At 45.5% G+C, this 23,597-nt stretch carries 15 protein-coding genes and 1 pseudogene; 7 read left to right on the forward strand and 9 right to left on the reverse strand.

The annotated features are described in order from the left end of the window. Window positions 1–13: 13 nt before the first annotated feature. On the reverse strand, window positions 14–481 hold the full coding sequence (locus tag ACIFO6_RS04015) for an Lrp/AsnC family transcriptional regulator (protein WP_430038397.1): 468 nt from the start codon (window positions 479–481) through the stop codon (window positions 14–16). 280 nt (window positions 482–761) lie between these two features. Between ACIFO6_RS04015 and ACIFO6_RS04020 the strand changes: the two genes are divergently transcribed. Continuing rightward, window positions 762–2,282 (forward strand): MFS transporter, encoded by a 1,521-nt coding sequence (locus ACIFO6_RS04020; RefSeq protein WP_430038399.1) that lies wholly within the window; start codon window positions 762–764, stop codon window positions 2,280–2,282. A 196-nt stretch (window positions 2,283–2,478) separates the two neighbouring features. Here the strand turns inward: ACIFO6_RS04020 and ACIFO6_RS04025 are convergent. After that, a pseudogene (locus ACIFO6_RS04025) lies at window positions 2,479–2,808 on the reverse strand (phenolic acid decarboxylase); the annotation flags it as partial. Window positions 2,809–2,958: 150 nt separating this feature from the next. Between ACIFO6_RS04025 and ACIFO6_RS04030 the strand changes: the two are divergent. Beyond that, window positions 2,959–4,401, forward strand: a complete 1,443-nt coding sequence (locus tag ACIFO6_RS04030) for an exosporium glycoprotein BclB-related protein (RefSeq protein ID WP_430038401.1) — start codon at window positions 2,959–2,961, stop codon at window positions 4,399–4,401. 67 nt (window positions 4,402–4,468) lie between these two features. Here the strand turns inward: ACIFO6_RS04030 and nirD are convergent, their stop codons facing one another. Continuing rightward, window positions 4,469–4,789, reverse strand: coding sequence for a nitrite reductase small subunit NirD (nirD, locus tag ACIFO6_RS04035; protein WP_430038403.1), 321 nt, complete (start codon window positions 4,787–4,789; stop codon window positions 4,469–4,471). Between the two features lie 42 nt (window positions 4,790–4,831). Beyond that, complete coding sequence (nirB, locus tag ACIFO6_RS04040; RefSeq protein WP_430038405.1) at window positions 4,832–7,261, reverse strand: nitrite reductase large subunit NirB; 2,430 nt, start codon at window positions 7,259–7,261, stop codon at window positions 4,832–4,834. A 312-nt stretch (window positions 7,262–7,573) separates the two neighbouring features. Between nirB and ACIFO6_RS04045 the strand changes: the two genes are divergently transcribed. From ACIFO6_RS04045 to ACIFO6_RS04065, 5 genes are all read left to right on the forward strand, one after another. Next, window positions 7,574–8,146, forward strand: coding sequence for a TetR/AcrR family transcriptional regulator (locus ACIFO6_RS04045; protein WP_430038407.1), 573 nt, complete (start codon window positions 7,574–7,576; stop codon window positions 8,144–8,146). Window positions 8,147–8,191: 45 nt separating this feature from the next. Continuing rightward, on the forward strand, window positions 8,192–8,542 hold the full coding sequence (locus ACIFO6_RS04050; RefSeq protein WP_430038409.1) for an Asp23/Gls24 family envelope stress response protein: 351 nt from the start codon (window positions 8,192–8,194) through the stop codon (window positions 8,540–8,542). Between the two features lie 333 nt (window positions 8,543–8,875). Further along, window positions 8,876–10,537: a spore germination protein gene (locus ACIFO6_RS04055; RefSeq protein WP_430038411.1), complete on the forward strand. Its 1,662-nt coding sequence runs from the start codon at window positions 8,876–8,878 to the stop codon at window positions 10,535–10,537. A gap of 24 nt (window positions 10,538–10,561) precedes the next feature. Beyond that, a complete protein-coding gene (locus ACIFO6_RS04060; RefSeq protein WP_430038413.1) occupies window positions 10,562–11,665 on the forward strand; it encodes a GerAB/ArcD/ProY family transporter in 1,104 nt (367 codons plus the stop codon). Next, window positions 11,658–12,851 carry a Ger(x)C family spore germination protein gene (locus ACIFO6_RS04065; protein ID WP_430038415.1) on the forward strand — a complete coding sequence of 398 codons (1,194 nt, stop codon included), beginning with the start codon at window positions 11,658–11,660 and terminating at the stop codon, window positions 12,849–12,851. The genes ACIFO6_RS04060 and ACIFO6_RS04065 overlap by 8 nt, the downstream gene beginning before the upstream one ends. 202 nt (window positions 12,852–13,053) lie before the next feature. On the opposite strand, the gene ACIFO6_RS04070 is transcribed toward ACIFO6_RS04065, so the two are convergent. The 5 genes from ACIFO6_RS04070 to ACIFO6_RS04090 form a co-directional block, all read right to left on the reverse strand. Continuing rightward, window positions 13,054–15,408: a glycoside hydrolase family 2 TIM barrel-domain containing protein gene (locus ACIFO6_RS04070; RefSeq protein ID WP_430038417.1), complete on the reverse strand. Its 2,355-nt coding sequence runs from the start codon at window positions 15,406–15,408 to the stop codon at window positions 13,054–13,056. 81 nt (window positions 15,409–15,489) lie between these two features. Next, a complete protein-coding gene (locus ACIFO6_RS04075) occupies window positions 15,490–16,284 on the reverse strand; it encodes a Nif3-like dinuclear metal center hexameric protein (RefSeq protein ID WP_430038419.1) in 795 nt (264 codons plus the stop codon). A 248-nt stretch (window positions 16,285–16,532) separates the two neighbouring features. Then, a complete protein-coding gene (locus tag ACIFO6_RS04080; protein WP_430038421.1) occupies window positions 16,533–18,890 on the reverse strand; it encodes a beta-galactosidase in 2,358 nt (785 codons plus the stop codon). A gap of 22 nt (window positions 18,891–18,912) precedes the next feature. After that, window positions 18,913–20,199, reverse strand: coding sequence for a cellulase-like family protein (locus ACIFO6_RS04085; protein ID WP_430038423.1), 1,287 nt, complete (start codon window positions 20,197–20,199; stop codon window positions 18,913–18,915). Then, window positions 20,192–23,542, reverse strand: a complete 3,351-nt coding sequence (locus ACIFO6_RS04090) for a DUF5107 domain-containing protein (RefSeq protein ID WP_430038425.1) — start codon at window positions 23,540–23,542, stop codon at window positions 20,192–20,194. Before ACIFO6_RS04090 ends, ACIFO6_RS04085 begins: the two co-directional genes overlap by 8 nt. Window positions 23,543–23,597 lie beyond the last annotated feature (55 nt).

Below are 23,597 nucleotides of genomic sequence, written 5' to 3' on the forward strand. Positions count from 1 at the left end.
TCTTTTTTCATTCTTAATCTTTTTCTGAATGAGCAGCTCCACTTGCTTCTTCCAGAGAATGAATGAGAAGTCTATGCTCAATCGGTGACGACATGACAATCAGGCTCGTGTAGGTTCCATACTTATCGCACTGGTTACTAAACTCTTCCAGGGTGTGCGTTGAGTTGGTCACTACTTTTAATAAATAACTGTGATCTCCGCTTATACGGTGGCACTCGGCAACATGTGGAGAGGTATGGACAAAATCAAGAAATGCATGGCAATCTCTAGTCCGAAACAATATAAAGGCTGCCGTATCCTTGCCTATTTTTTCAGGAGAGATGATAGTGCGATACTCCTGAATAACCCCTTTTTCTTCCATTCGTTTAACTCGTTCTGTTACAGCAGGTTGGGACAAACCCACGCATTTCCCTAGCTCCGTCATTGAAAGCCTTGCCTGACTTTGAAGATAAAAGAGGATTTGTTTGTCTATATGATCCAATTTTGAATTCTCTCCTTTAAATTTAATGTTTATATGAGAAATTCATTTAATTACTTTGTATTATCATCATAATAGATTGATTGTTCTATGTAAAATGAATGATTTAGAATATATAATAAAATTCACATCTATAAGGTGAACCAAACCAGAAAAGATAGAAAGGATGGCTACCCTTGAGCAAATACGTTTTAAATAAGGCAGGAGCAATAAATGAGGTGCAATATTATAGTTGCGCTGGCGGATGTCCAGACCGTGAACAAAAGTCTGGGGGGACCTCTCAGTGAGCCTACCCTTCTCCCGCAAAAATATATTTGCATTGGCTGCTATATGCTTGTCCGCATTGATGTTCGGCCTCGAAATTTCCAGTGTGCCAGTGATACTACCAACTCTGGAAAAAGTATTGCAGGGCGATCTTAAGGATATGCAATGGATTATGAACGCTTACACCATTGCATGTGCCACAGTTCTGATGGCTGTTGGAACGCTGGCTGATCGGTATGGAAGGAGGCGTATTTTTATAATCAGCCTCGTCTTGTTCGGTATTACATCCTTGATTTGTGGCTTGGCGCAAAGCACATCGGTTCTGATCATCAGCCGGTTTCTTCAAGGGATAGGTGCGGGTGCGATGCAGATTTGCCAGATAGCAATTCTTTCACATCGGTTTCAGGAAGGACAAGAACGCAGCAAAGCCTTTGGCATATGGGGGATCGTGTTCGGTATCGGCCTCGGTTTTGGACCTATCATCGGCGGCATGATCGTGGCCGTGCTGAACTGGCATTGGGTTTTCCTGGTCCACGTTCCGTTGACCATCCTCACTTTGATTCTTGTTTTCGGTGGCATAGAGGAGTCCAGAGATCCGCAGGTGAAAAAGCTGGACATTATCGGCATCATCACGCTTTCGTTGACAGTTTTTGGCCTTGCATACTTTATCACGCAAGGGCCGGAACTCGGCTTTACCAGCAGAGCATCCATCACCATCCTTGTTGCAGTAGCCATAAGCTTCATTATTTTTCTATTTGCGGAAAAGCTCAGCGCCCATCCAATGTTTGACTTTTCCGTATTCAAGATACGTAATTTCTCTGGCGCTCTCCTTGGCTCCATCGGCATGAACTTCAGTTTCTGGCCGTTCATGATCTATCTGCCGATCTATTTCCAGAGTGGCCTGGGTTACGGTATCATAGCCTCCGGACTGTCTCTCTTGGCTTATGCGCTGCCCACCTTGGTAATTCCGCCTCTGGCAGAGCGTTTTTCGCTCCGCTATCAGCCGCGCATAGTCATTCCATCAGGTATGTTCATCCTCGGTATGGGCTTCATTTTGATGAAATATGGCAGCAGCAGCGATCACGCCAGTTGGTTGACCATGCTCCCTGGCTCCTTGTTGGCTGGTATTGGGCTTGGCTTAACCAACACACCTGTGACCAATACGACTACCGGCTCTGTCCCGAGTGCCCGTGCAGGCATGGCTTCCGGTATAGATATGAGTGCCAGATTCATCAGTCTAGCCATCAACATCGCTGTGATGGGATTCATCTTGCAGGAAGGTATTCTGTCTTATTTGAAGGGTGCCCTTTCCGGGACTCTCAATGCAGTGCAATTGCGGTCTGTAGCCGAAAAAATAGCTGCCGGAAATACTGTATCGCTCAAGCAGAGTTTGCCAGAACTGTCCTCTCTGGATGCGTCTGGAGCCGTCGTCCATGCAGCGCTTGTGCACGGCTTTGGCTTGATCATGCTCTACGGCGGTATGGGTGTCTGGGTTCTAGCCGCGATCAGTTTTATGATTTTTGGATCTAAGAGAGCATAAAGACAATCCCCGGGATAAGGATATCCGGGGTTGTCTTTGTGTCAATATAAAGGACTATCGGCAAGATAATAAAAGAAACGGGTGCAAGTATCCGCTTATTACATCTGCTGTGACGTATGATTCTCCAATCCACACAACAAAAAGCCTGAGACTGCTTATCAAAGACCCAGGCTTTGCACCATCAGCAAATGTTTGATTATGCTGGCAGCTTACCTGCACGAATATCGTCTGTCATTCCTGCGTAGGGCGCTTGAGAAATCAATTCTTCGTTGTTTACACCCGCATTTTCTATGAATGTAATATCTGCAAATTCAGGAACAACAAATTTAGGATAGGTTTCGTATTTTTCACGTGATTCTTCCATCAGCGGAATAAAATCGTTCTGATAGCGTACAGTGATTTCCGGATGCTCATGAACCCATTTAGGGAAGAAAATAATGCCGTACATTCGTTTTTCCTCTGGCATAAAGTTCAGGGAAACGTCAGTGCCTGTTGGTTCGGTCCACGATACTTTGTACACATTCTTAAAGCTTATGTACAAGCCTCCAATAATAATTTTTGTGTGGTGATTCACCCTTCTCGCTTCAGAAAATATACTGTTATATCTGCGAAGCGGGGCGATGATCCACTTGTCACCTCTACAGTAGAGAGAATGGTGAGGAGGAGATATTTGAACATGAAACACAGAAAACCGTTCAGGTTCAGTGGTGCTTCAAAAAAAGACGAGGACTGCAAACCACCTAAAATTAGCAGAGAAACGGAAGAACTTCTCAAGCTGATTAAGGAATTAGTCGCCATCATCCCACTCGTTTTCGCACACCCGTCTGCGGCTAATGTAACTTCATTGCAACAGATTTTACAGCGCTTATTAGCTCTCGCGCATAAATTGAGACTTAGAGGCTCGGCTAAGACAGATTTATTAGCGGCGTTGGAACTGGCTATCGTAGCGTCGGAAGCCACTCCTTTCTCCCCGATCGGTGTTGGAACAACACTGCAACAACTGCTGGAGGTCTTATTGTCTATTATTTTGCAGGAACCCCTTGATCCTGCTCTTAAAGACAGCTTGATCAGTGCAATCAGAAGCGCCGAAACGGCTATCAGTATTGCGTTGGGTGGCACGACAGGAACCCCCGGTCCACAAGGGCCTGCTGGACCTGCTGGACCTGCTGGACCTGCTGGGCCTGGCGGGCCTGCTGGGCCTGGCGGGCCTGGCGGGCCTGCTGGGCCTGGCGGGCCTGGCGGGCCTGCTGGGCCTGGCGGTGCTCCAGGACCTGTCGGTGGACCAGGGCCGGTAGGTGCTGCTGGACCACAAGGAGCTGTGGGTCCAGTTGGACCCGCTGGCGCTACAGGGGCTACGGGCGCGGCAGGACCCGCCGGGGGTGCTACGGGCGCTACTGGAGCCACGGGCGCGGATGGCGCTGTCGGCGCTACGGGCGCTGCGGGCACTACCGGAGCTACGGGCGCGGCGGGCGCTACCGGAGCTACGGGCACGGCGGGCGCTACTGGAGCCACGGGCACGGCGGGCGCTACAGGGGCTACGGGCGCAGCGGGCGCTACAGGGGCCACGGGTACAGCAGGGGTTACTGGAGCCACCGGTTCGGGGGCAATCATTCCATTTGCTTCGGGTGGACCAGCAATTTTGACAACCATTCTCGGCGGGCTGGTTGGAACCACAAGTTTGATCGGCTTTGGAAGCTCAGCAACAGGGATTAGTCTTTTAGGTGGAGTCATTGACCTGACAGGTACACTTGTAGGGCCACTGATTAACTTTGCTTTTTCTGTACCACGGGATGGTGTAATTACATCCATTGCTGGATATTTCAGTACAACAGCTGCGCTAACTCTCGTTGGATCAACCGCGACGATTACTGCCCAGTTGTTTAGTTCGACTACACCTGATAACACCTTTACAGCGGTCCCTGGGGCTACCGTTACATTAGCTCCACCACTGACTGGCATCATTGCCTTGGGTACCATTTCCAATGGCATCACTACCGGATTGGCTATACCAGTAACTGCGCAGACTCGCCTGCTCCTTGTCTTCTCTGCAACAGCTACGGGACTCTCCCTCGTAAACACCGTCGTGGGTTATGCGAGCGCAGGCATTACCATTACCTGATCCAAGACGAAAAGGGCTCAGCAGGACTTGTTCCTGCCGAGCCTTTTCTTATTTGCATTAAAGTGCATTAAAGTGATATTTTCACTTCTTCTCCATCTTCCCGAATGGTGAATGTTTTAATTTGTCCGTGGTCAGGCTCTTGAACGATACCCGTCTCCAAATCAATCTTCCAATCACATAGCGGATCATAAATGTAATGACCGGATACCATCGCTTCGGTAAGCGGCCCCCCTTTAGGATGCGGGCTGGAATTTTCAACAGCGTAAAGCTTGTTCTCCGAAGTGCGGAAAACTGCGATTTCGTTATCATCCAACCGAATCGTCCGCCCCATTCTATTTGGAAAATCCTTACTGTGACCGACGATAAGCCACTCAGCATGTTTGATCATTCGCTTGATTGCTCCCTTCTCCAGGCATGATTTTAAATACATTCACACAACAGACGGTGTAACGACTTCAAATAAATTTTTGCGCGAATCGGCATCGTTGATGATCTTTTTCCATGGGTCTTCAACCTGTTGCAGTGCAAATTCGATCCGTTCTATTAAAGCTTTGCGATGATCTACATCGTGCACGACAGCCTTCCGAATCTCTTCAAGGCCGGTCCGTTCCACCCATTCCGAAGTACGCTCCAGATATTGGCCTGTTTCCCGGTACAGTTGCATCACGCTTCCCACAATCTCAATCAGTTCATCGTCCGTTTTCACTTTGCAGAGCGAATCAGCCAACCGCGCTTTTATACCACCGTTTCCACCGATAAAAATCTCCCAGCCTCCATCATTGCCTACAATCCCGATATCCTTTGTACATGATTCCGCACAGTTGCGCGGACATCCGTTGACCGCTAATTTAAATTTTGCCGGAAAATCCAATCTTTCAAATTTCCGTTCCAGCAATTCTCCCATTCCCATAGAATCCTGTGTACCAAATCGGCAAAATTGTGATCCAACACAGGTTTTAACCGTACGAAGAGATTTGGCATAGGCATATCCCGACGGCATATCGAGTTCTTCCCACACTTTAGGCAAATCCTCTTTACGGACACCAATCAAATCCAGCCGCTGTCCTCCTGTTACTTTAACAACTTTAACGTTGTATTTAAGAGAAACATCAGCTATTTTCTTCAAATCCTCTGGAGTTGTTACACCGCCGTACATTCTTGGCACAACTGTAAACGTTCCATCCTTTTGAATATTCGCGTGCAGCCGCTCGTTCACAAACCGGGAATCTTCCTCATTTTCATAGGTATCCGGGTTCATCATACCCAAGTAATAATTCAGCGCCGGGCGGCATTTGGAGCATCCTTCATCATTATGCCAACCAAGCACATTCATGACTTCACGCGTCGTTGTAAGACCCTTGGTTTTAATAGCCGTTACAATCTCATCCCGGCTCCATGTTGTGCAGCCACATATTCCTTGCTTGGCTGTCGTCTTGAAGCTGTCTCCAAGAACATACTGGAGAATTTGTTCAACGACCGGCTTGCACCCTCCGCAGGACCGCGTTGCCCCGGTACATGCCTTAATTTCGTCGACTGTGGTCAATCCATTTTCATGGATCGCATCAACAATTGCCTTTTTGGTCACACCGTTGCAGCCGCAGACAATTTCATCATCAGCCATCGTTTCAGCGGATAAGGTTTTAGCCCCGTCTTTACTGCATCCGGTACCCATGAGCTGTCCATATATCTCATCTGTCATCAACGTTTGCTGCCGCACATACTTCTGAAGACTAGCAGATTCGCTCACATCTCCGAACAGTACGGCTCCAACAATCCTATTTTCCCGAAGCAACACTTTTTTGTAAGTGCGCTTCCACTCATCCTTGGCTACAATCACCGTATGCTCAGAAGCAGTTATGAATTCACCAGCCGAGAAAACGTCCACTCCTGAAATTTTGAGCTTGGTAGAAACCACCGATCCCATATAGCCCTCGGTATCCGCACCTGCCAAATGTTTGGCAATTACACTTCCCTGTTCAAACAGCGGAGCAACCAGACCGTAACAGATCCCTCGGTGTTCAACACACTCCCCTACTGCATATACATCCGGCATGGAGGTCCTCATCATATCATCGACCACAATTCCACGGTTCGTTTCCATGCCACTTTGCACAGCCACCTGAATATTTGGCTTGATCCCGACGGCCATAACGACCAAATCCGCTTCCAGTTCGCTTCCGTCCGAAAACCGCAGTCCCTGTACCCGATCTTGACCGTACACCTCTGCAGTTTGCATTTGCATAGCAAACTTGATCCCCTGACGTTCTAGTTCTGCCCTCAGCATCGTAGAAGCTTCCGGGTCCAGCTGACGCTCCATCAGATCCTCCATCAAATGAACGACCGTTACGTCCATGCCGAGATTGACCAAGCCTTTAGCCGCTTCCAGTCCCAACAGCCCTCCACCAATGACTGCTGCCTTTTTATAGGTTTTCGCCGCCTCAAGCATTGCCGAGCAATCGGCGATATCTCGAAAACCGATGACGCCTGGTAATTCTTTTCCCGGAATAGGCAAGATAAACGATTGAGAGCCAGTAGTCACCAAAGCTACATCGTAATCCATTTCAAGTCCGTCCTCCGTGTAAATCCTCTTTCTTTCTCCGTCGATGCTTCGCACCGTTTTCCCAGTATATAAAGTAATACCTTGGTCCTCGTACCATTGCAAATCGTTCAGTATGATATCATCAATCGTCTTACTACCTTCCAGTACATAAGAGAGCATGATCCTGTTATAGTTCGGATGCGGCTCATTTCCCAGGACCGTAATTTCATACTTATCCGTTAATTTTAAAATTTGCTCGACCGTATTGATGCCGGCCATACCGTTTCCAATCACAACAAGCTTTTGTTTACCGTTTGTCATGTACCGGTCCTCCATTCATTCGACAAGATTTCCTACGTTCTTATGAATATTGCTTATGCTACTATTCTAAATACAGCAGATTGAGCTATATGTGATCACAGTCACAATATAGTTCAAATTATAAATGTTTAGGGATTTCCCTATTCAAATTCAAGGGATTCAGGTAAGAAACTGAAATTGAGTTATTATGATGATTTTTGAAAAGTGGATGCTCCTATTTGACTCTTCTCAGTATTTGATTTAAAATTCAATTAAATGATACAAAAAACTATCAATTAATAATATATGATATCAAATAAATAAGGAGTTCCCATGAAGAAAGACATGACAACGATCAAGCAAGTGAGGCTTAACAGCCTTTTGGATGTAGCTACCATGCTACTTATTGACAAGCCAAACGCCTCCATGAATGAGATTGCTGATTATGCAGGAATTGGTATTGCCACATTGCATCGATATGTTGAAAGCAGAGAGCAACTGATGATTTATCTGGGATTTCGGGCCATCGAAGTCGTAAGTGAAACCATGAAAGGGATTTCCTTGGACGAGGAAAACTATGAAAATTACATTCCAGAGTTGATTGAGGCACTTATTCCGTTAGGAGACAAAATTTATTTTCTTGCTCATGATGCATCCGTCAACTTCAACAAGGATATTGAAGAAGCGGATCAGAAGCTAAGGGAACCCATCCTGCATGTGATTGAAATATTGCAACAAAAAGGTTATTTTCACCCGCATATCGATAAAGATTGGATCATGAATGTCCTCTACTCGTTACTATTTCTAACATGGCAACAAGTAAGGAACGGCAATATTGCGAAAAATTCTGCGGCGGCACTGGTTGTAAATACTTTTTACCATGGATTCAAAGCATCTGATTACTGATCACACTAGATTATGAAGAGGCGAACCACGCGAGGAGGAATCTACATGTTAATTCAAAACGTATTGGGGAGTATTGCGATTTCCAAAGATACTATTTCTAAAATCATTGGCAAGACAGCAACGGCAACAATGGGAATCTCATCGATGTCAACAGGAGTCGTCGAAGGAATCACTAACAAGTTAAGTGGGAAAAGCCTGCACAATGGCATTGAACTTCATGTGACAGAATCAGGACTGGATGTCGATTTAAGCATTGTCGTTCATTACGGAACAAGAATGTACGATGTAGGCAGAGAATTACAGAGGAATGTTCGGGAAGCCATCGAGAAATATACGGGCCTATCCATTGGCATGATAAACGTCAAAGTACAAGGGATATCCCTATCCGTTAATTAAATCGCGCAGCAATCCTTTCTACAGAACAGCTTAAGTTCTATGGCACTCCACATCATATATTTTATAGATTAATCGACAAAGAAACCGTCCTCAGGAAGAATGGAACAACCATTCAACATGCCCCAGAAGCGGTTTTTTTTGCTTTCTCCTACCATTTATCCCATCCAAATTTTCTATATATATCCTTTCCTTCTCTGCATCTTCGGAAGTGTTATGAAGAGATAGCAAGTCATCAGACAGAGTAATGAGTAAATAAATCCTTTACAAGGAATACTTTATGGACAACCTGCTATTCTACGGGGACATGAATTGAATTGTTTGGGGGTCATCATCATGTGGTCTAAAATAGTACCTTATATTCCAAGCTGGGCTACATTATTTCAGGCAGCCCTCGCGTTGATTTTTCCATTAGGGATTTATTATATAAACCGCTCAATATATTCACTTGTAGGAAGTAAGGGAGCGAATTCCAAACAACCTGCTGACCGTCCAATGGATGATAAAGACCACGCTGATCAGCAGCAGGCAACAGGCTCCAAAATTTCAGGGAATTATGATGCCGATTTGAAATCACTCCAAGAGGCTATAGGCGAGAATAGTGATGTGCATTTTCGTGAGTTTATGGCTAAGAAATTTCATGCACGGTCCGTGTTAATCTTCATAGAAGGTATGCAGGATGAAGGGCTTATAAACAAGCAGGTATTGCAGGTATTGATGCTTGACGGCCAACAGGAACAATCGGAAAGCATAAGTAAGTCTTTTATAAAAGAAAGCTTGATGCCACTTACGCAAATCAGTGAAGTTGCAGATATGGAGAATCTGTACGAATTAATCCTTTTGGGCTATACCGTGTTATTAATGGAAGGCCTGAATGAAGCACTGCTGGTCGGGCCCCCTAACGGCCCCGTTCGACCCGTGAATGAGCCGACCTCTGAAGCATTACTTCGGGGTCCCAGAATCGGCTTTACGGAAGTATTAAGTGAAAACACTTCGATGCTTAGACGTCAAGGCCTAAATAAAAGTCTGGAAATAAAGAAATTTCAGGTTGGAAGCAGAATCAAAAAAGATCTGGTTATCGCGTACATCAAGGATATTGTAAATCCGGATCTTCTTCAGGAAGTGAAGGACAGAATTTCAAAAATAGACATGGATTTTTTACCTGAATCCGGTTATGTGGAGCAACTTATTGAAGACAATTATTTAAGTCCATTCCAGCAGGCTCACAACACTGAACGCCCCGACCGTGTCATGAGTGCTTTGTTGGAAGGAAGAATAGCGATTCTGCTGGATGGTACTCCCTTTGCACTTATTGTTCCGGTGACCTTCAGCATGCTGCTCCAATCTCCCGAGGACTATTATGAGCGCTGGATTCCAGGGACACTTTTACGCGTGTTGCGATTTTTCGGAGCTTTTATAGCGCTTATGGGTCCTGCTTTATATATCTCTTTTATATCGTTTCATCCCGGTTTGATTCCAACCAAGCTGATCGTTAGCATCATCGAGACCCGTCAAGGAGTCCCTTTTCCATCTGTCATCGAAGTTATGATTCTGGAAATCTCTATCGAAATCCTGCGGGAAGCCGGCATACGATTGCCCAAACCTATTGGTCCTGCCATGGGCATTGTGGGAGGCTTAGTCATCGGCGACGCTGCTGTCAATGCGGGTATTGTTAGCCCTTTCCTTGTGATTGTTGTTTCGGTTACTGCCATTTCATCGTTTTCGATACCGTCATACAGCGCGGGCATTACCCTGCGTCTCTTACGTTTCGCCGGAATGCTCTTTGCAGCCCTTCTGGGCATGTTCGGAACGGTATTGTTCTTCCTGTTAATTTGTATCCATATGACGAAATTGAAAAGCTTTGGGGTACCGTATATTACTCCTTTCACACCCATACGTCTAAGCGACTGGAAGGATCTGTTTATTCGTGCTCCTTTGACGATGATGAAACGAAGACCCGTTATGATGAAAACTCAGCAAAGCAAGCGCAAATCGTAGCACCCGAAGGAAGGAGGAAATATTGTGTTCAGACGCTCTGATGATAAGATCACATCCACACAGGCGGCAGTATTCCTGACCAATACTGTATTGGGCGCAGGGATTTTGACACTCCCGAGAGGTGTTAGTGAGACGGTAAAGACTCCTGATGCATGGCTTTCTGTCCTGATCGGCGGATGTATTGTCATATTCGTGGTCTTGCTTATGGTGAAATTAAGCCAACAATTTCCCGGTAACACTGTGTATCAATACTCCAGAAGAATCGTGGGTATCATTCCTGGAGGATTTTTAAGTCTGCTATTAATTATATATTTTCTAATCATCGCCGGCTTTGAGATTCGCGTTTTAGCTGAAGTGACGATTTATTTTTTGCTTGAAGGGACACCCATCTGGGCGATTGTAATTCCATTCATCTGGGTGGGAAGTTATCTGGTTTTTGGAGGCATTAATCCCATCGCGCGGTTATACCAGATTGTGCTCCCGATCAGTCTTTTCTTTTTGCTCCTCTGTTTTGTCCTTAGCCTAAAGGTCTTTGAAATTGACCATCTTCGTCCTGTATTGAGTAACGGTATTCTTCCAGTAGTTAAGGGACTAAAATCGACCGTCCTTGTTTTCACTGGATGTGAAGTCATCATGACACTGGTCGCTTTCTTGCAGCACCCTGAAAAAGCGGCCAAGACTATGGTAGCAGGAATCAGCATTCCTTGGGTATTGTACTTTTTGACAGTCGTTATGGTAGTCGGCGGGTTATCGGTGGATTCTACTGTGACAAGTACCTGGCCCACCATTAATTTAATGCGCAGCTTTGAAATCCCGGGGTTTCTTTTTGAACGTCTTGAGTTTCCGCTGCTGGTGATTTGGATGATGCAAATGTTTTGTAATTTCTGCAGTTTTTTCTTCAATGCATCCTTAGGTGTCTCACAGGTGTTTGGCCTTCAATATCGTTATGCTGTATTTGTCTTAATCCCGCTTATTTTCATCTCCACTATGGTTCCTGTACGTATGAGTGAAGTGTTTAGTCTGGGCGATGCGATCGGATACATGGGAATTATTTTATTTTTTCTGGTCCCGGTACTTCTTTCCATTATTTTAATAATAAGAAAGAAGGGAATGAAGCAAAATGTATAGACGACATATCCTATCTTTGCTGCTTGCCTTCATTCTTCTGGTAACTCAAGCTGGTTGCTGGAGCAGCAGAGAAATAGAGGAGCTAAGCATGTATACAGGACTGTCACTGGATAAGGGTGAGCCTAGCACAGTGGAGCAGGACCTGGAGAAGGAAGGCAGCTATTACTTCAAGAAAAATAAAATTACTGCCACTGTGCAAATCGTCCCCAAAAAGTCTTTTGGAAACGCGGCAAAACAAGCAGGTGGACAAGGGCCAAACTATATCAATATAGCTGGCACCGGGGATTCTGTACTTGAAATCTTCCGGCAACTCTCCATCCGCCTGGATCGCCCGATTATTGGTCACCACTTGAAGGTCATCGTGGTTTCTACCGAACTGGCGAAACAACAGGCGATGCAGCAATTAATGGATTTTGTGCTTCGTGATAATGATATTCGACCGAGTTGCCTGGTTTTCTTAAGTAAGGGACGAGCAGCTAACACATTGGTCACAAAATATAAGGACGAGGTCCCTTCTTTCCATATATTGTATATGATTCGAAACCATTTCAGAACCAGCAAGTTAATGAGAGGGATCAATTTGTCTGAATTGGATGGGCTGATGCATTCCAAAAAAAGCTATATCCTGCAAAACATTATTGAAGCCGAAGGAGAACTTGAATTTTCAGGTGCCAGTATTATTAAGGGAGACACCGGCCACTGGCTCGGCAATTTGGGGCAACAAGACGTGGAAAGTATTAGTTGGATTAAAGATGATGTTGAGGGTGGAGCTATTAAAACATATGATGAGCGGAATCAACCTATAACTTATGAGATCAAATCGGTAAATAGCAAAATAACCACTAAGGTGACTGAGGGAAACGACATCTCCTTTCATGTCAAAATTGAATCCAAAGGGCGTTTAATTGAAGACTGGGATGATAAAATGGACCCGACCAAGACACAAAACATCAAAAAGGCTGAGAAAGAGTTTGAAAAAGAAGTAACAAGGAGGCTTAAAACTCTTATGCATAAGCTACAATCGGAATATAAAGTCGATGTTGCCGGTTTTGGCGAGCACTTGTATATTGAGCAACCTCAAGTGTGGAAAAAGGTAAAGAAGGATTGGGATTATAAATTCAGTCAAATCCCCGTAACTTTCGATGTTAAGTTATCCATTACGGATTTAGGTTCATCTGCTGAATGAAGTCCTCCCTTGAGTTTGGCGGTTACCATCAGGGAGCGGATGTCGATGAAATAGAAACCATGAGATACGGCCAAGCCAAAGGTGTAACAGGACACAATGGGATCAAAGAAACATCAAAAAAAGCCGATATCTTCTAGACTAACAATAGCCGCTCCTGAATTTTTTCAGAAGCGGCTACACTGCCATCACCGTTATTGAATGGTCATTTGTATTCATGCTCAATATTTAGTCTGGTTTCTCCCTGCAACCCTCCATCTGCTGAAGCTTGAAGCAACAGCTCACCTGCCAGATATCCGGATTGCACAATAACGAGACACCTGCCTCTGTGTGTTCGTATCTGGTTTCCCTGGAAGGGTTCATCACGGGTGAGATCGCCGTTATCTATTCCAAGGATACGACCATCACCATGTAGTGTAAAGGTCACATCAAATTCCTGATTAGGTACAGTGATTCCATCTTGATCTGAGACAGTTACCTCCACATGAGATATTTCATGACCATTGGCAGGTAGAACCGTCCGATCAACCTCCAACTTTAGAGCATAAGGAAGCCCGGAAGTGGTTAATTCATGCTCACAGACCTTCTGATTTCCAATACTGCCAATAGCCCGGATGGTGCCCGGAGTATAGGGAAGCTCCCATTTGATTAAATGATCAGGGTAATCGGCAAGCTTTCTCTCACCGTAAGATTCATCGTTCACGATCAATTCCACGCGCTCACAATTGGTGAAGGTAACTAACCGTACCAATTTTCCGCCGTATTCAGGAAATGTCCAATGATCTTCCATACCCGGAGATTTCCAGTGCATCGTCCACGATGGATTGTGTTCCGGCTTCATACGTTCGTAAAGTACAGCAATGTGCACCATAGGCTCATCTGACCATAAGCTTTGTTGAAGATAGGATACAGGTTTGCGGAACCCGCAAGTATCAATCAGACCCGAGGACCACCCTTTGGAGGGATAGCTTGTTTCTCCCAGATAGTCAATCCCGCTCCAAACAAATTGACCCATCACATAATCATGATTAACGACATCAAACCAGGGATTGTGGGGCAAATAACCTTTAACCCGGTTATCTTTACCACGATAGTATGGGAAAGTCTCGGTTCCAAGGATTAGTGTATCCGGCATGGCGCTTCTGTAGTGCTCATACCACTGCTCCTGATAGTTTAACCCCAGAACGTCCACTCGTTGTGCCAGCAGCCTGGTATGCTCTACCTTGGCTTCAATCGAACCATCACGCAGGCTGATCGGTGTATTATGCGGCTCAAGCGCACAGGTAACAGGCCGGGTAGGGTCCTTTTCATGGCAAAAGGCAACGAGCTGCTCCAGCATCCTGAGCATGGACGGCTGGCCCTGGTTCTCTACTTCATTCCCCACACTCCACATGAAAACGCTGGGATGGTTTCTGTCTCTTACGAGCATCGCCTCCAGGTCCTTTTCCCACCATTCATCATATAAATGCTCATAGGAAAGAGATTTCCATTTGTCAAAAGCTTCGTCCATTACCAGGAACCCCATCTGATCACAAAGATCCAACAATTCAGGCGCCATCGGATTATGGGCAAAACGAATCGCATTACAGCCCATTTCCTTCAGCTTCTGTAGCCTTCTTTTCATGGCTGTATCATGGTAAGCAGCTCCCAGACAGCCTAAATCATGGTGAATGCAAACTCCCTTTAACTTCAAGCTGCTTCCATTCAGAAATAAACCCTTTTGAGCGTCCAGTTTCACTTCTCTTATGCCAAAAGGGGTTCGATAACAATCTACCTCTTTATTGTCGCAATAAATGATGGTTTGAGCTTCATAGAGCACCGGGTTCTCCGGTGACCATAATTCTGGCTCTAAAACCCGCGTTTTTTGCTCCATTTCGCCCGCTTCAAAGCCCGATAGAGTCACTCGGTTTTCAATTTTTCCTTTTACTTGTCCCTGTGAGTCCAGAATTTCAGTCACAATATTACACTCTACAGCATGCTCATGATGATTAGTAACCTGGATTCTGGCACTCACCTTGGCTTCATCTGGCGAAATTTCAGGTGTGGTGATGTAAGTCCCCCATTCGGTTACATGAATATAATCCGTACAAATCAGCCAGACATGACGATAAATACCGGACCCCGAATACCATCTGTCAGGCGGAAGAGTCGTATTGTCCACTTTGACAGCAATCACGTTATCCTCATCCCACCGAATATATGGAGTCAAATCATATTGAAAACTAACATATCCATAAGGCCGCTTGCCCACAAAATGCCCATTGATCCAAACCTCACTGTTATGGTGAATACCATCAAATTGTATGTAAACGCGCTGTTTGGGAGAAGAGGGCTTCACATTAAAATGCTTGCGGTACCATCCGACAGACCATCTGGGCAAATAAGCTTGATTCCCGCCATACAGCATATGTGGATCAAAGGATTGTTCTATACTCCAGTCATGAGGAACTTGAAGGAGCCGCCATTGCTCATCGTTATAATCCATCTTCTCGGCACCCGTGAAATTTCCTTCTATAAATTCCCAGTCTGTGTTGAATGGCGTAATCACTCTGCTTCCCATCATCTTGCCTCCATTTCATAAAAATTGATGAACGGAAATAACAATAGCGCGGGATGATCATCACAATAGATGTGTTCTCGATTACAATATTTGAAACACCGGGCGATCTTCAACAAAGTGTACGGGAAGCATTGGAAATTGGGCGGAAAGTACATCAGCAAGATATTTCATACCAGGCGCTTCGCTTTCAGCATGTCCCAGCATAATAAGGGCTTTACTTCGGCCCTGATAGACAGCGTCTTTCACATATTCTGGTGTTTCCCATTCGGGTCCTTCACCAGCAAGGATCAAATCCACATTTTCATTTAGAAATAGCGGAATGGCCAGTTCAGTACCGCCCCTGTAGCCTACCATAATCCCCACTCGTTCACATGGCATGGAAAGCTCCCCAGCTACCCGTACATAACGAATATGAAGCTTGGCCTTGATATATTCAGCGACCTCCTTAACTTCCATAGCTGGAATCGTCAAAATGGCGGACGTCGGCTGCTGTTTCACAACATAGGTGTGCCAATCAAGTGCCTGGAGAAGTCCAACCATCACTCCATCTGGCTGATAACAGTGCATGGTGTCATGAAAACGATAAATACCTAGACCCGAGTCGGCAATCAGACGGGATTTTTGCAAAAAGACAGGGTCATGCCGTAAACCTTCCTGTATCCCCAGATGGCTATAAAAAATGCCTTCATGCGTAATGATAAAATTTGCGCCTAGAGAAATAGCTTCTTCTATCACATACTGCGACGCGCAGAAAGCGGTTACAATTCCTTGCACTTCAAACTCCACATGCCCTGGGTTAAGCAGATCTACGGTCGTGTGAGGTGTGCTTATTCCCTTGGTCAGATGGTTCACAATCTGTCCCATGGTCATGGTCATGCAGGTATCCCTCCTCATGGAGAATGCACATCAATTGTACCATTTTATTTCAGTCATGGATGCTATTCTTTTTAGTAAAACAGCCAGCGCCAAGGGAGTGACTGTAGTATAAATTTATTTATACTATATTGAATTTAGAACTTCTCTAGCCAATTTATAAAAAGTGTCCCTTTGGGCTCACTTCGATTGTTATATGTAATTCTGAGGACCATCATCGATCTGGAGATCAACATCGAAAACTGCCCGGGTTACATGGTGATTTTGATCTCATACACAGGTACAATGCTGACCGAGCTGATGTCCACGATTCGTTCCTCCGTCGTCTCTTTCCAGCCAGCCATGGTCGTATTGCTGTTGAGAACCTTGCCTTTTCGAATGGGGGAAACATACACATACATTCCTTGTTCGATAAGCCGATGCTCAAAGGATTTCAAACCCATTTCCCAGGTCGTATGGTTGCAGAAGTTATCGTGAATCAGTTCGCCATCAATGAAAGCATAACCGATGTCTCCAGTATAATCGATACGCAGTAGAGCCTCCTTGATTCCGTCAAACGCATTTACATTGAAATCAAGAGTGAATTTATCGTTATTAACCCTTTTCAAATTGAAGTGTATTTCTTTCTTGGGAGCCTTTAAATGATACGTTTTAAATAATTCACTTTCTGTTATTTCAAGCAGCTCTCCACCGGAAATGGATGTGATCGGGGTGTCAAAATCCGGGAATACACTCAGTGTCACCATCTCCTGATCCGTTGATTCCAGCTTGATCTCAGCTCCAGATACAAGTACATTGGCACTTGTCACAATGACTCTGTCCCGACCTTGCAGGTTTACCTTCCAAAAATTAAGACTTTGTTCATCAGTCATCGTGTAGATGGAGACTTTATTGCCACTTTCAGCTACCAGGTGGATGAGACTATCTTCCTCTTCCCCAACCTTAATGATCGTGCTCCCATCCATTTGCTCTATCGAACCTTTGTCGATGGTGGCACTGATCATATCTTTTGACTCCATTGCATAGGTTCCTTTCATACCCTCCGGTACAACGAAAAAATAATATACTTCTCCAGCCTCTTCTATCCTTGTTATCAGCTGTGCCGTTGCATATTTGAGCTTCATTCCATCCAAATTGAAATTAAATGGCAATATAGCGAAGCTTTCACGTCCTAACGTCAGCTCACCTTGACTAGGTATGACAATCGTTTCCTCGGGTAGCTCAATGCTTACCTTAAAATCGCACAGGTCAACATTTTCGACATGGTCTTGGAAATTATTCAGAAACAGGTAACCCGATCCGGCACTGGAGCGCACTGCATATCGCAAGGTATCTACATCATAAGGGTCCATTTGGGACGTATCGCCTGGCAAAATAGTTTTCGTTAGGGAGAATTGCTTTTGGAAGGTTGAAAAAAAATAATGCTGTAGCTTTGTTCTTTGGTATGATTCCCTTACTTGTCCGAATTCGCCGATCATGGCATTGAAATCATAGGATATTTTAGGTGTAGCCAGATCATTGGTGAACGGGTTAACCTTACCCCTAGGATTCGAACCCCCATGATACATGTAGTACCCGATCAGATTACAGCCCTCTGCAACCTTCATGACAGTCATCGCTGGAACACTGCGATAGGGAAAGGCAAACCGGTATTTATAAAACTGAACCATACCGCCACCCATCTCGCAGCAAGCGTACGGATAATCTTCAGGGGCATATAGCGGCTCGAAATTGTAGCTCCTTGGAATCTTGTTATTATGCTTGTCTCGAAAAATGTATTCCGGTGTCGCAGGATGCTCGTCCATCCCCTCCAGACGGCCCTCTTCGTAGTAGATCCATGGCCAGTAGGCATATCCGCCCCATAGGGGCAGCATATCAGGTACAGGCGTTGTGGCTCCTCCCCATCCTGTGCACGTATAGATCGGAGTATCAATCCCCGCTTCCAGAGCTATTTCTTTAAGTTTTAACAGATGCGAATTACCGTCACTTCCACTGTTTAACCACATATCATTAATTCCTACAGTCAATGCCCACTGAGCAGATGAATGATAATGCTCGTTTTCGATTTGGGTGCCGATAATCGGCCCCCCCTCCTTATATAACAATCCTTTAACCTGCGCACCGATTTGGTTATACATTCTTCTTGTATAAAACAGATACCCCTCATCATTAGAACGAACCTCAAAGGGCCGACCGAATAACCAATCCGGCATACCGCCGTTTCGGATTTCACCATGATTGAAGGGTCCGATCCGAATCATAACGTATAGCTGATGTTTGCCACACAACTCGATGAAACGGCGAAGGTTTTTATTCCCACTCCAATTAAAAACACCTTCAACCTCTTCATGCAGGTTCCAAAAAATATAAGTTGCAATGATGTTTACGCCGCCCATTTTTATTTTAATCACTTCATCTTCCCAATAGCGTTCATCATAACGGGCATAATGGAATTCACCACAAATGCCGAAAAAGGGCTCTCCATCCTTCTCCATAAAATAGTTAGTGAATCCGATCTCCTCTCCTTTTGGATGGGTGCCGCCAAGCTGAATATGACCTTTAACAATATACTTGTGATCGTCTGTGACCGTAATTCGATAGTTTCTCATGAAGTTCACTCCCCTCACTCGTTCATATTGAATTCAGGATAAATTGATTCCACTTGCGCTGCCAGGCTACATCATTCCAGAATGGATGATGCGGAGCACAGTTGGAGCAGAGGGTCATTCCCCAGAATCCAAGTGCCATTCCTTTTCGCAATACATATTCAGCGATAAATTTACCGACTGGGCCTTCTTCAAATTGGGCGTACAGCGGCGTGTAGCCTACATAGCCTTCTCCTATGACAATGGGAATGCCGGAATGACGGGTCCATTCATGAATTTCTTCCAATCGGGAGTCCGCCTTCTGCAACATGGCCATTTTATGATCTCCATACCGATCATACAAAAATAAATCCCATTGATCGGGTTCCACCCAGTCGTGCAAATAAATAAGCCTCATGCCAACCGGATTGCCTTCCATCCGCCAATTTTGCTCCGGAGGCAGGGTCCACTCTGCAAATGGAGGTGCGTCTTCTCTTAATAGGGATTGTACAAAGGGATTGGGGAATGGCGACAGCTCATCATCAAGCCCTGCCGCTTCCATTAGCTCATTAAGCACCCCTTTAATATACAGATGAAAATGGGCAACCTGCATATTGCGCGCGACGTAAGCTTTAGGGTAGGCTTCATTTAACGTATAGCTGGCCGTCATCATCATATCGGGATGACATTGGCGAAGATAGCCAACCGCTTCCTCTACATAGGGCTGCATGGCTTCAATAAGCGCTGATATATTCGTTTCTGCTATGCCTTCAGATGTTGCGACGGCGTTTAACTGTCCAAACTCCACTTCGTTATGCAACTCTGTATAGATAATCTGGTTTCTATAGCCTTCCGCTGTAACGAAACGAATCAACTGATCCATCGACCTTGCAATGGTCATACATCTTTCCTTAGGTGGAATTGCAGCTAATTCATCTCTAAGCTCAGCATGAGCCAGAAAGCTGGGACTCTGCTGATATTCCCAGGAGGATAACATAATGTAACAGCTATGAGCCTTTGCTTGTCTAAATAGCTCAAGCAAATGAGCATGCCCATCCAGCACTGCGCCTCCGCGACAGTTATACCAGCGCGTACGCTGGCCTACTTTCCCAAGGCTCGCAAACTCCAAGGGTCCGGGGCGTTTGCCATCTGCCGTAAACAACATGAATGGCATAGCACATATTCGGATCGTATTGTAGCCTCTTTCGACCGCTTCTTTAAAACGGGCTTCAAGATCGCTATAGGGCTCACCTTCCTGTGTCATGGTATACCAAGAGAAATCCCACATTGTGATCGTCAATTTGCGCGGTAACCTTTTCAAGAGATTACTCAATTAAGCTCCCCTCCCAGTCCATATGATTCAATGCTCCTTGATGGTTAGCTTCCAGCTTAAGCACCGCTTCAAAATGCAGAATAGCTTCGTCCTGTCGCCCTAATCCAAGCAAGCCAAGTGCTTTCATATAAGTACAATGGATCTGATTACGAATATTCAAATCATCTTCAAAAATAAGAAAGTCGGGTAATGAAACCGCGAAGTAATCCATTTTCACGGGTTCGAACAAGTGTCTTTCAGCGTAATCAATCAGCTTGTTGAATCGGCGATTGCCTTCCTTGACATGACCGAGTTTCTTCCAGGCCAATCCTTGGTAAAATATCATATCCGGCTGTTGATCGTTGTAATACATGGCGTTGGTGGGTTCCTCCAGTCCTTGAGAGGCCGTGGAAAAGGCCAGCGCTGCCTCATCTGTTAATTTCAATCGCTCATACGCGCAGCCCAAATAATAGTAGATATCGTTATCCTGGGAGCCCTTTAGCTTACCTTCGCCAAGGTTCTCCGGATAAACTAAAGCCTCTCGCAGCCCTCTTACAGCCTGTTCAATCCGTCCAGACCTCAGGTCGGACTTGGCAAGCTCTATTTTGGCAAGTCTATACTGTCCGGTTACCTTACCCTCTCCGCCTTCCCATGGATGAAATGTTCTGCCTGTCAGTAAGGACAACGCTATCCTATGCTGCTTCATCGTATTGTGAACGGTTACATATTCCAAAAACAGATCATCGCGAAGCTTAACGATCTCCGGGTAACTCTCTAGCAAGTTCAATCTGTCATCAGCCTTGATGTTCAGCTTCTTATAAAGCTGGTCAAGCTCATAAAGAACACGCGCGTCTGATGTATTGCCTGCAAAGGCCTGCTCTAACGAATGGCGAGCCTTCTCTATTTGGCCTTGTTTGTTAAAATATCCAAGCGCAAGATTACGGTGAACAACGGGGTAGGTATCATCAATGGAACGTGAAGTTTCCCAGCAAGCAATGGCATCCAAGTGCCGTTTCTTATCATAGAGTAAATTGCCCAAGTAATAATGAGCCTTTCCATCCCCCGGTTTCGTTCGAATTGCAGATTGCAACACGTCTAACTCAAACAAACTGTTAGGAAAGCAGTAATCGGGTACTGCTTCGGCTGCCTGAGCGAGAGCCCTGTTCGCCTGCTCGTGCTTGCCAATTTTAGCATAGCAGAAGGCCTGAACGTAATGCAGCATAGGGTAGGTTTGCGCCTGCTCTGGAGCTCCTTCCAGCACGAATGCCGCATCCTCATAAAGTCCTGCCGCCGCATAGTCCGATGCTACTGCTATATAATTATGCACATCTCCACGCATCCATTTTTTCAATTCTTCGAAGACCGTTATAGCATCAGATCGTAACCCAAGAGCCTCTAAAGATAATGCCTGCTCACGGTAAGCTCCAAAATCGGCGATATCGAGCGTAATCGTTTCCCTGGAAAAAGCTATTGCCGCTTCGTAGTTGCCAAGCTTACGAAAAATGGCCGACTTAAGGTTGCGTGCTTTGTAATTACGAGCATTTCGGATGATCGAACGCTCGACCAGCTCCAATGCTTCTTCATAGTTCCCTTTTTCCGTCGCAATCTGCGCAAGTGAGAAATACCCGCTGTCTTGCCATGCCGCATTCCATACTGATTTATAAAATGCAGAGAACGCCTCATCCAGTCGCCCTTGGTGCTTTAGCGATAAACCAAGCTGATAGTAGGCCTCACCGTCATAGGGGTTAGCGTTACGCCAGGTTACCCGCGAAATGGCTTTACGGAAGCACGCTTCACTTGCTAAATACAACCCTCTACGAAGAAGCAACGTACCATAAGCTACATTTATGCGGCTGTCATTTTTATCTCTTTTCAGGCCCTCCAGATAGTACGCCTCGGGTTCAAAGGTGGCATGACGGTATTGCTCCAAGTGTTGTCCTGCTAGATACAATTCTTCGTTAGTTCTTAATTCCTCCGGTTCTGGCAGGGGAGCTGCCGCAGCTGGCATCTGTTCAACTTGCTTTTTCTTCGGCTGGTAGCTAATCAGCTCCCTCCCTGCTGCTTCTTTGACGGTTAAGCATAGTTCATTATCCTCATCCTCAGCCAAGAGATCGATCTTCTGTACAAAGGCCATACCAGGTTCCAGATCTACAGATTCCTTAATATAGATTCTCCGCTGGCTGCTTAATTCCACGATGGCTTTAAGAAATGGCGAAGTCACATAAACTCCAATCTGTGCTGTCCCTTCGCTGCGATCCATGTCCAAACTTACGGCTGCATCAATTGAAGCATTTTTGACCATACCAATATGTTTATAAGGCATAAAATACTGCGTGAACGATTTTTCTTCATACGGCTGAAGCCAAGTAAAATCCGGTTGGTTATCGGTATATACACCCGTCATTAACTCGATGTACGGACCGTCTTCGTCAGTCAGATTCCGCTCCCATGCCTGGCCGAATTCGCCATTGCCCCATGTCCATTGCTTTTTTCCGGGAGAAATATGATGGTTGGCCACATGCAAAAGCCCGGCTTGCTTCATATGGTCGTAACCACCTATGAAATTGTAGTCCGATTTATAGGCCATGTACGAGGTGGGGACAGGAATATTTTTATATCGGGAAATATCAACACCTTCAGAATAATCCATTTTATAATAAGTGCCCGTAGCGATCGGGAAACGGGATACATCTCGCTTTCCATGGTCGAACACGGCTGATACGTCCGGAGGAAAAACAGATTGAGTGTGATCATGTACCGCTACGGCTGGATTTGCCCACCATAGAAACGTTTGAGGCTCGGCAGTCCGGTTGTATAGCTGGGCCCCAATTTTCAGGTATGCTTTATCCGGTTGAAGTGTAAAGCCAGCGGTTACTTTCGTGCCGAACATACGATCCATTTCGCTCACCCATACTGTCGCGCTTCCGTCCTCACGTTCTTCCAGCTTGTATTCGACGGGTCCGTAAGTGTTGGGACGGTGATGCTGAGGCCAGTTAAACTCTATGCCTCCCGATATCCATGGCCCCAATAAGCCAACGAGCGCTGGTTTGATGACCCTGTTATAATAAACAAAATCGTAACCGTTGGTCTTGTCGACCGCACGATAAATACGACCTCCCAGCTCTGGCATGATCTCAATACGCAAATATTTATTTTCCAGAAAAACCAATTGATAATTTCCGAGCTTCTTATCATCCTCAATTTTATCAATTACCGGATGCGGATACACTCGACCGGAACTTCCTTGGTAGACACGTTTCTCCAGAAACATTGGATTTTTGTCGGGTTTGCCAATGCCGTACGTAGGGACCTGCACGGTCTCCTCCCACACGCGTGCCTTAGCATCGAAGTTGCTCAAATTCATCACTCCTTTGTAGTCGCTCTTATATTCAGAGCTTACAAGTAAGCGGCATTACAGA

The sequence above is a fragment of the Paenibacillus sp. NRS-1781 genome (assembly GCF_050467745.1).
Lineage (GTDB): Bacteria > Bacillota > Bacilli > Paenibacillales > Paenibacillaceae > Paenibacillus > Paenibacillus terrae_A.

Coding starts and splice junctions, on each gene's coding strand:
- ACIFO6_RS04055 (WP_430038411.1), top strand. CDS start 8,876: ATGTGGTCTAAAATAGTACCTTATATTCCAAGCTGGGCTACATTATTT.
- ACIFO6_RS04030 (WP_430038401.1), top strand. CDS start 2,959: ATGAAACACAGAAAACCGTTCAGGTTCAGTGGTGCTTCAAAAAAAGAC.
- ACIFO6_RS04080 (WP_430038421.1), bottom strand. CDS start 18,890: ATGAGAAACTATCGAATTACGGTCACAGACGATCACAAGTATATTGTT.
- ACIFO6_RS04070 (WP_430038417.1), bottom strand. CDS start 15,408: ATGGGAAGCAGAGTGATTACGCCATTCAACACAGACTGGGAATTTATA.
- nirB (WP_430038405.1), bottom strand. CDS start 7,261: ATGACAAACGGTAAACAAAAGCTTGTTGTGATTGGAAACGGTATGGCC.
- ACIFO6_RS04065 (WP_430038415.1), top strand. CDS start 11,658: ATGTATAGACGACATATCCTATCTTTGCTGCTTGCCTTCATTCTTCTG.
- nirD (WP_430038403.1), bottom strand. CDS start 4,789: ATGATCAAACATGCTGAGTGGCTTATCGTCGGTCACAGTAAGGATTTT.
- ACIFO6_RS04050 (WP_430038409.1), top strand. CDS start 8,192: ATGTTAATTCAAAACGTATTGGGGAGTATTGCGATTTCCAAAGATACT.
- ACIFO6_RS04045 (WP_430038407.1), top strand. CDS start 7,574: ATGAAGAAAGACATGACAACGATCAAGCAAGTGAGGCTTAACAGCCTT.
- ACIFO6_RS04075 (WP_430038419.1), bottom strand. CDS start 16,284: ATGACCATGACCATGGGACAGATTGTGAACCATCTGACCAAGGGAATA.
- ACIFO6_RS04090 (WP_430038425.1), bottom strand. CDS start 23,542: ATGAATTTGAGCAACTTCGATGCTAAGGCACGCGTGTGGGAGGAGACC.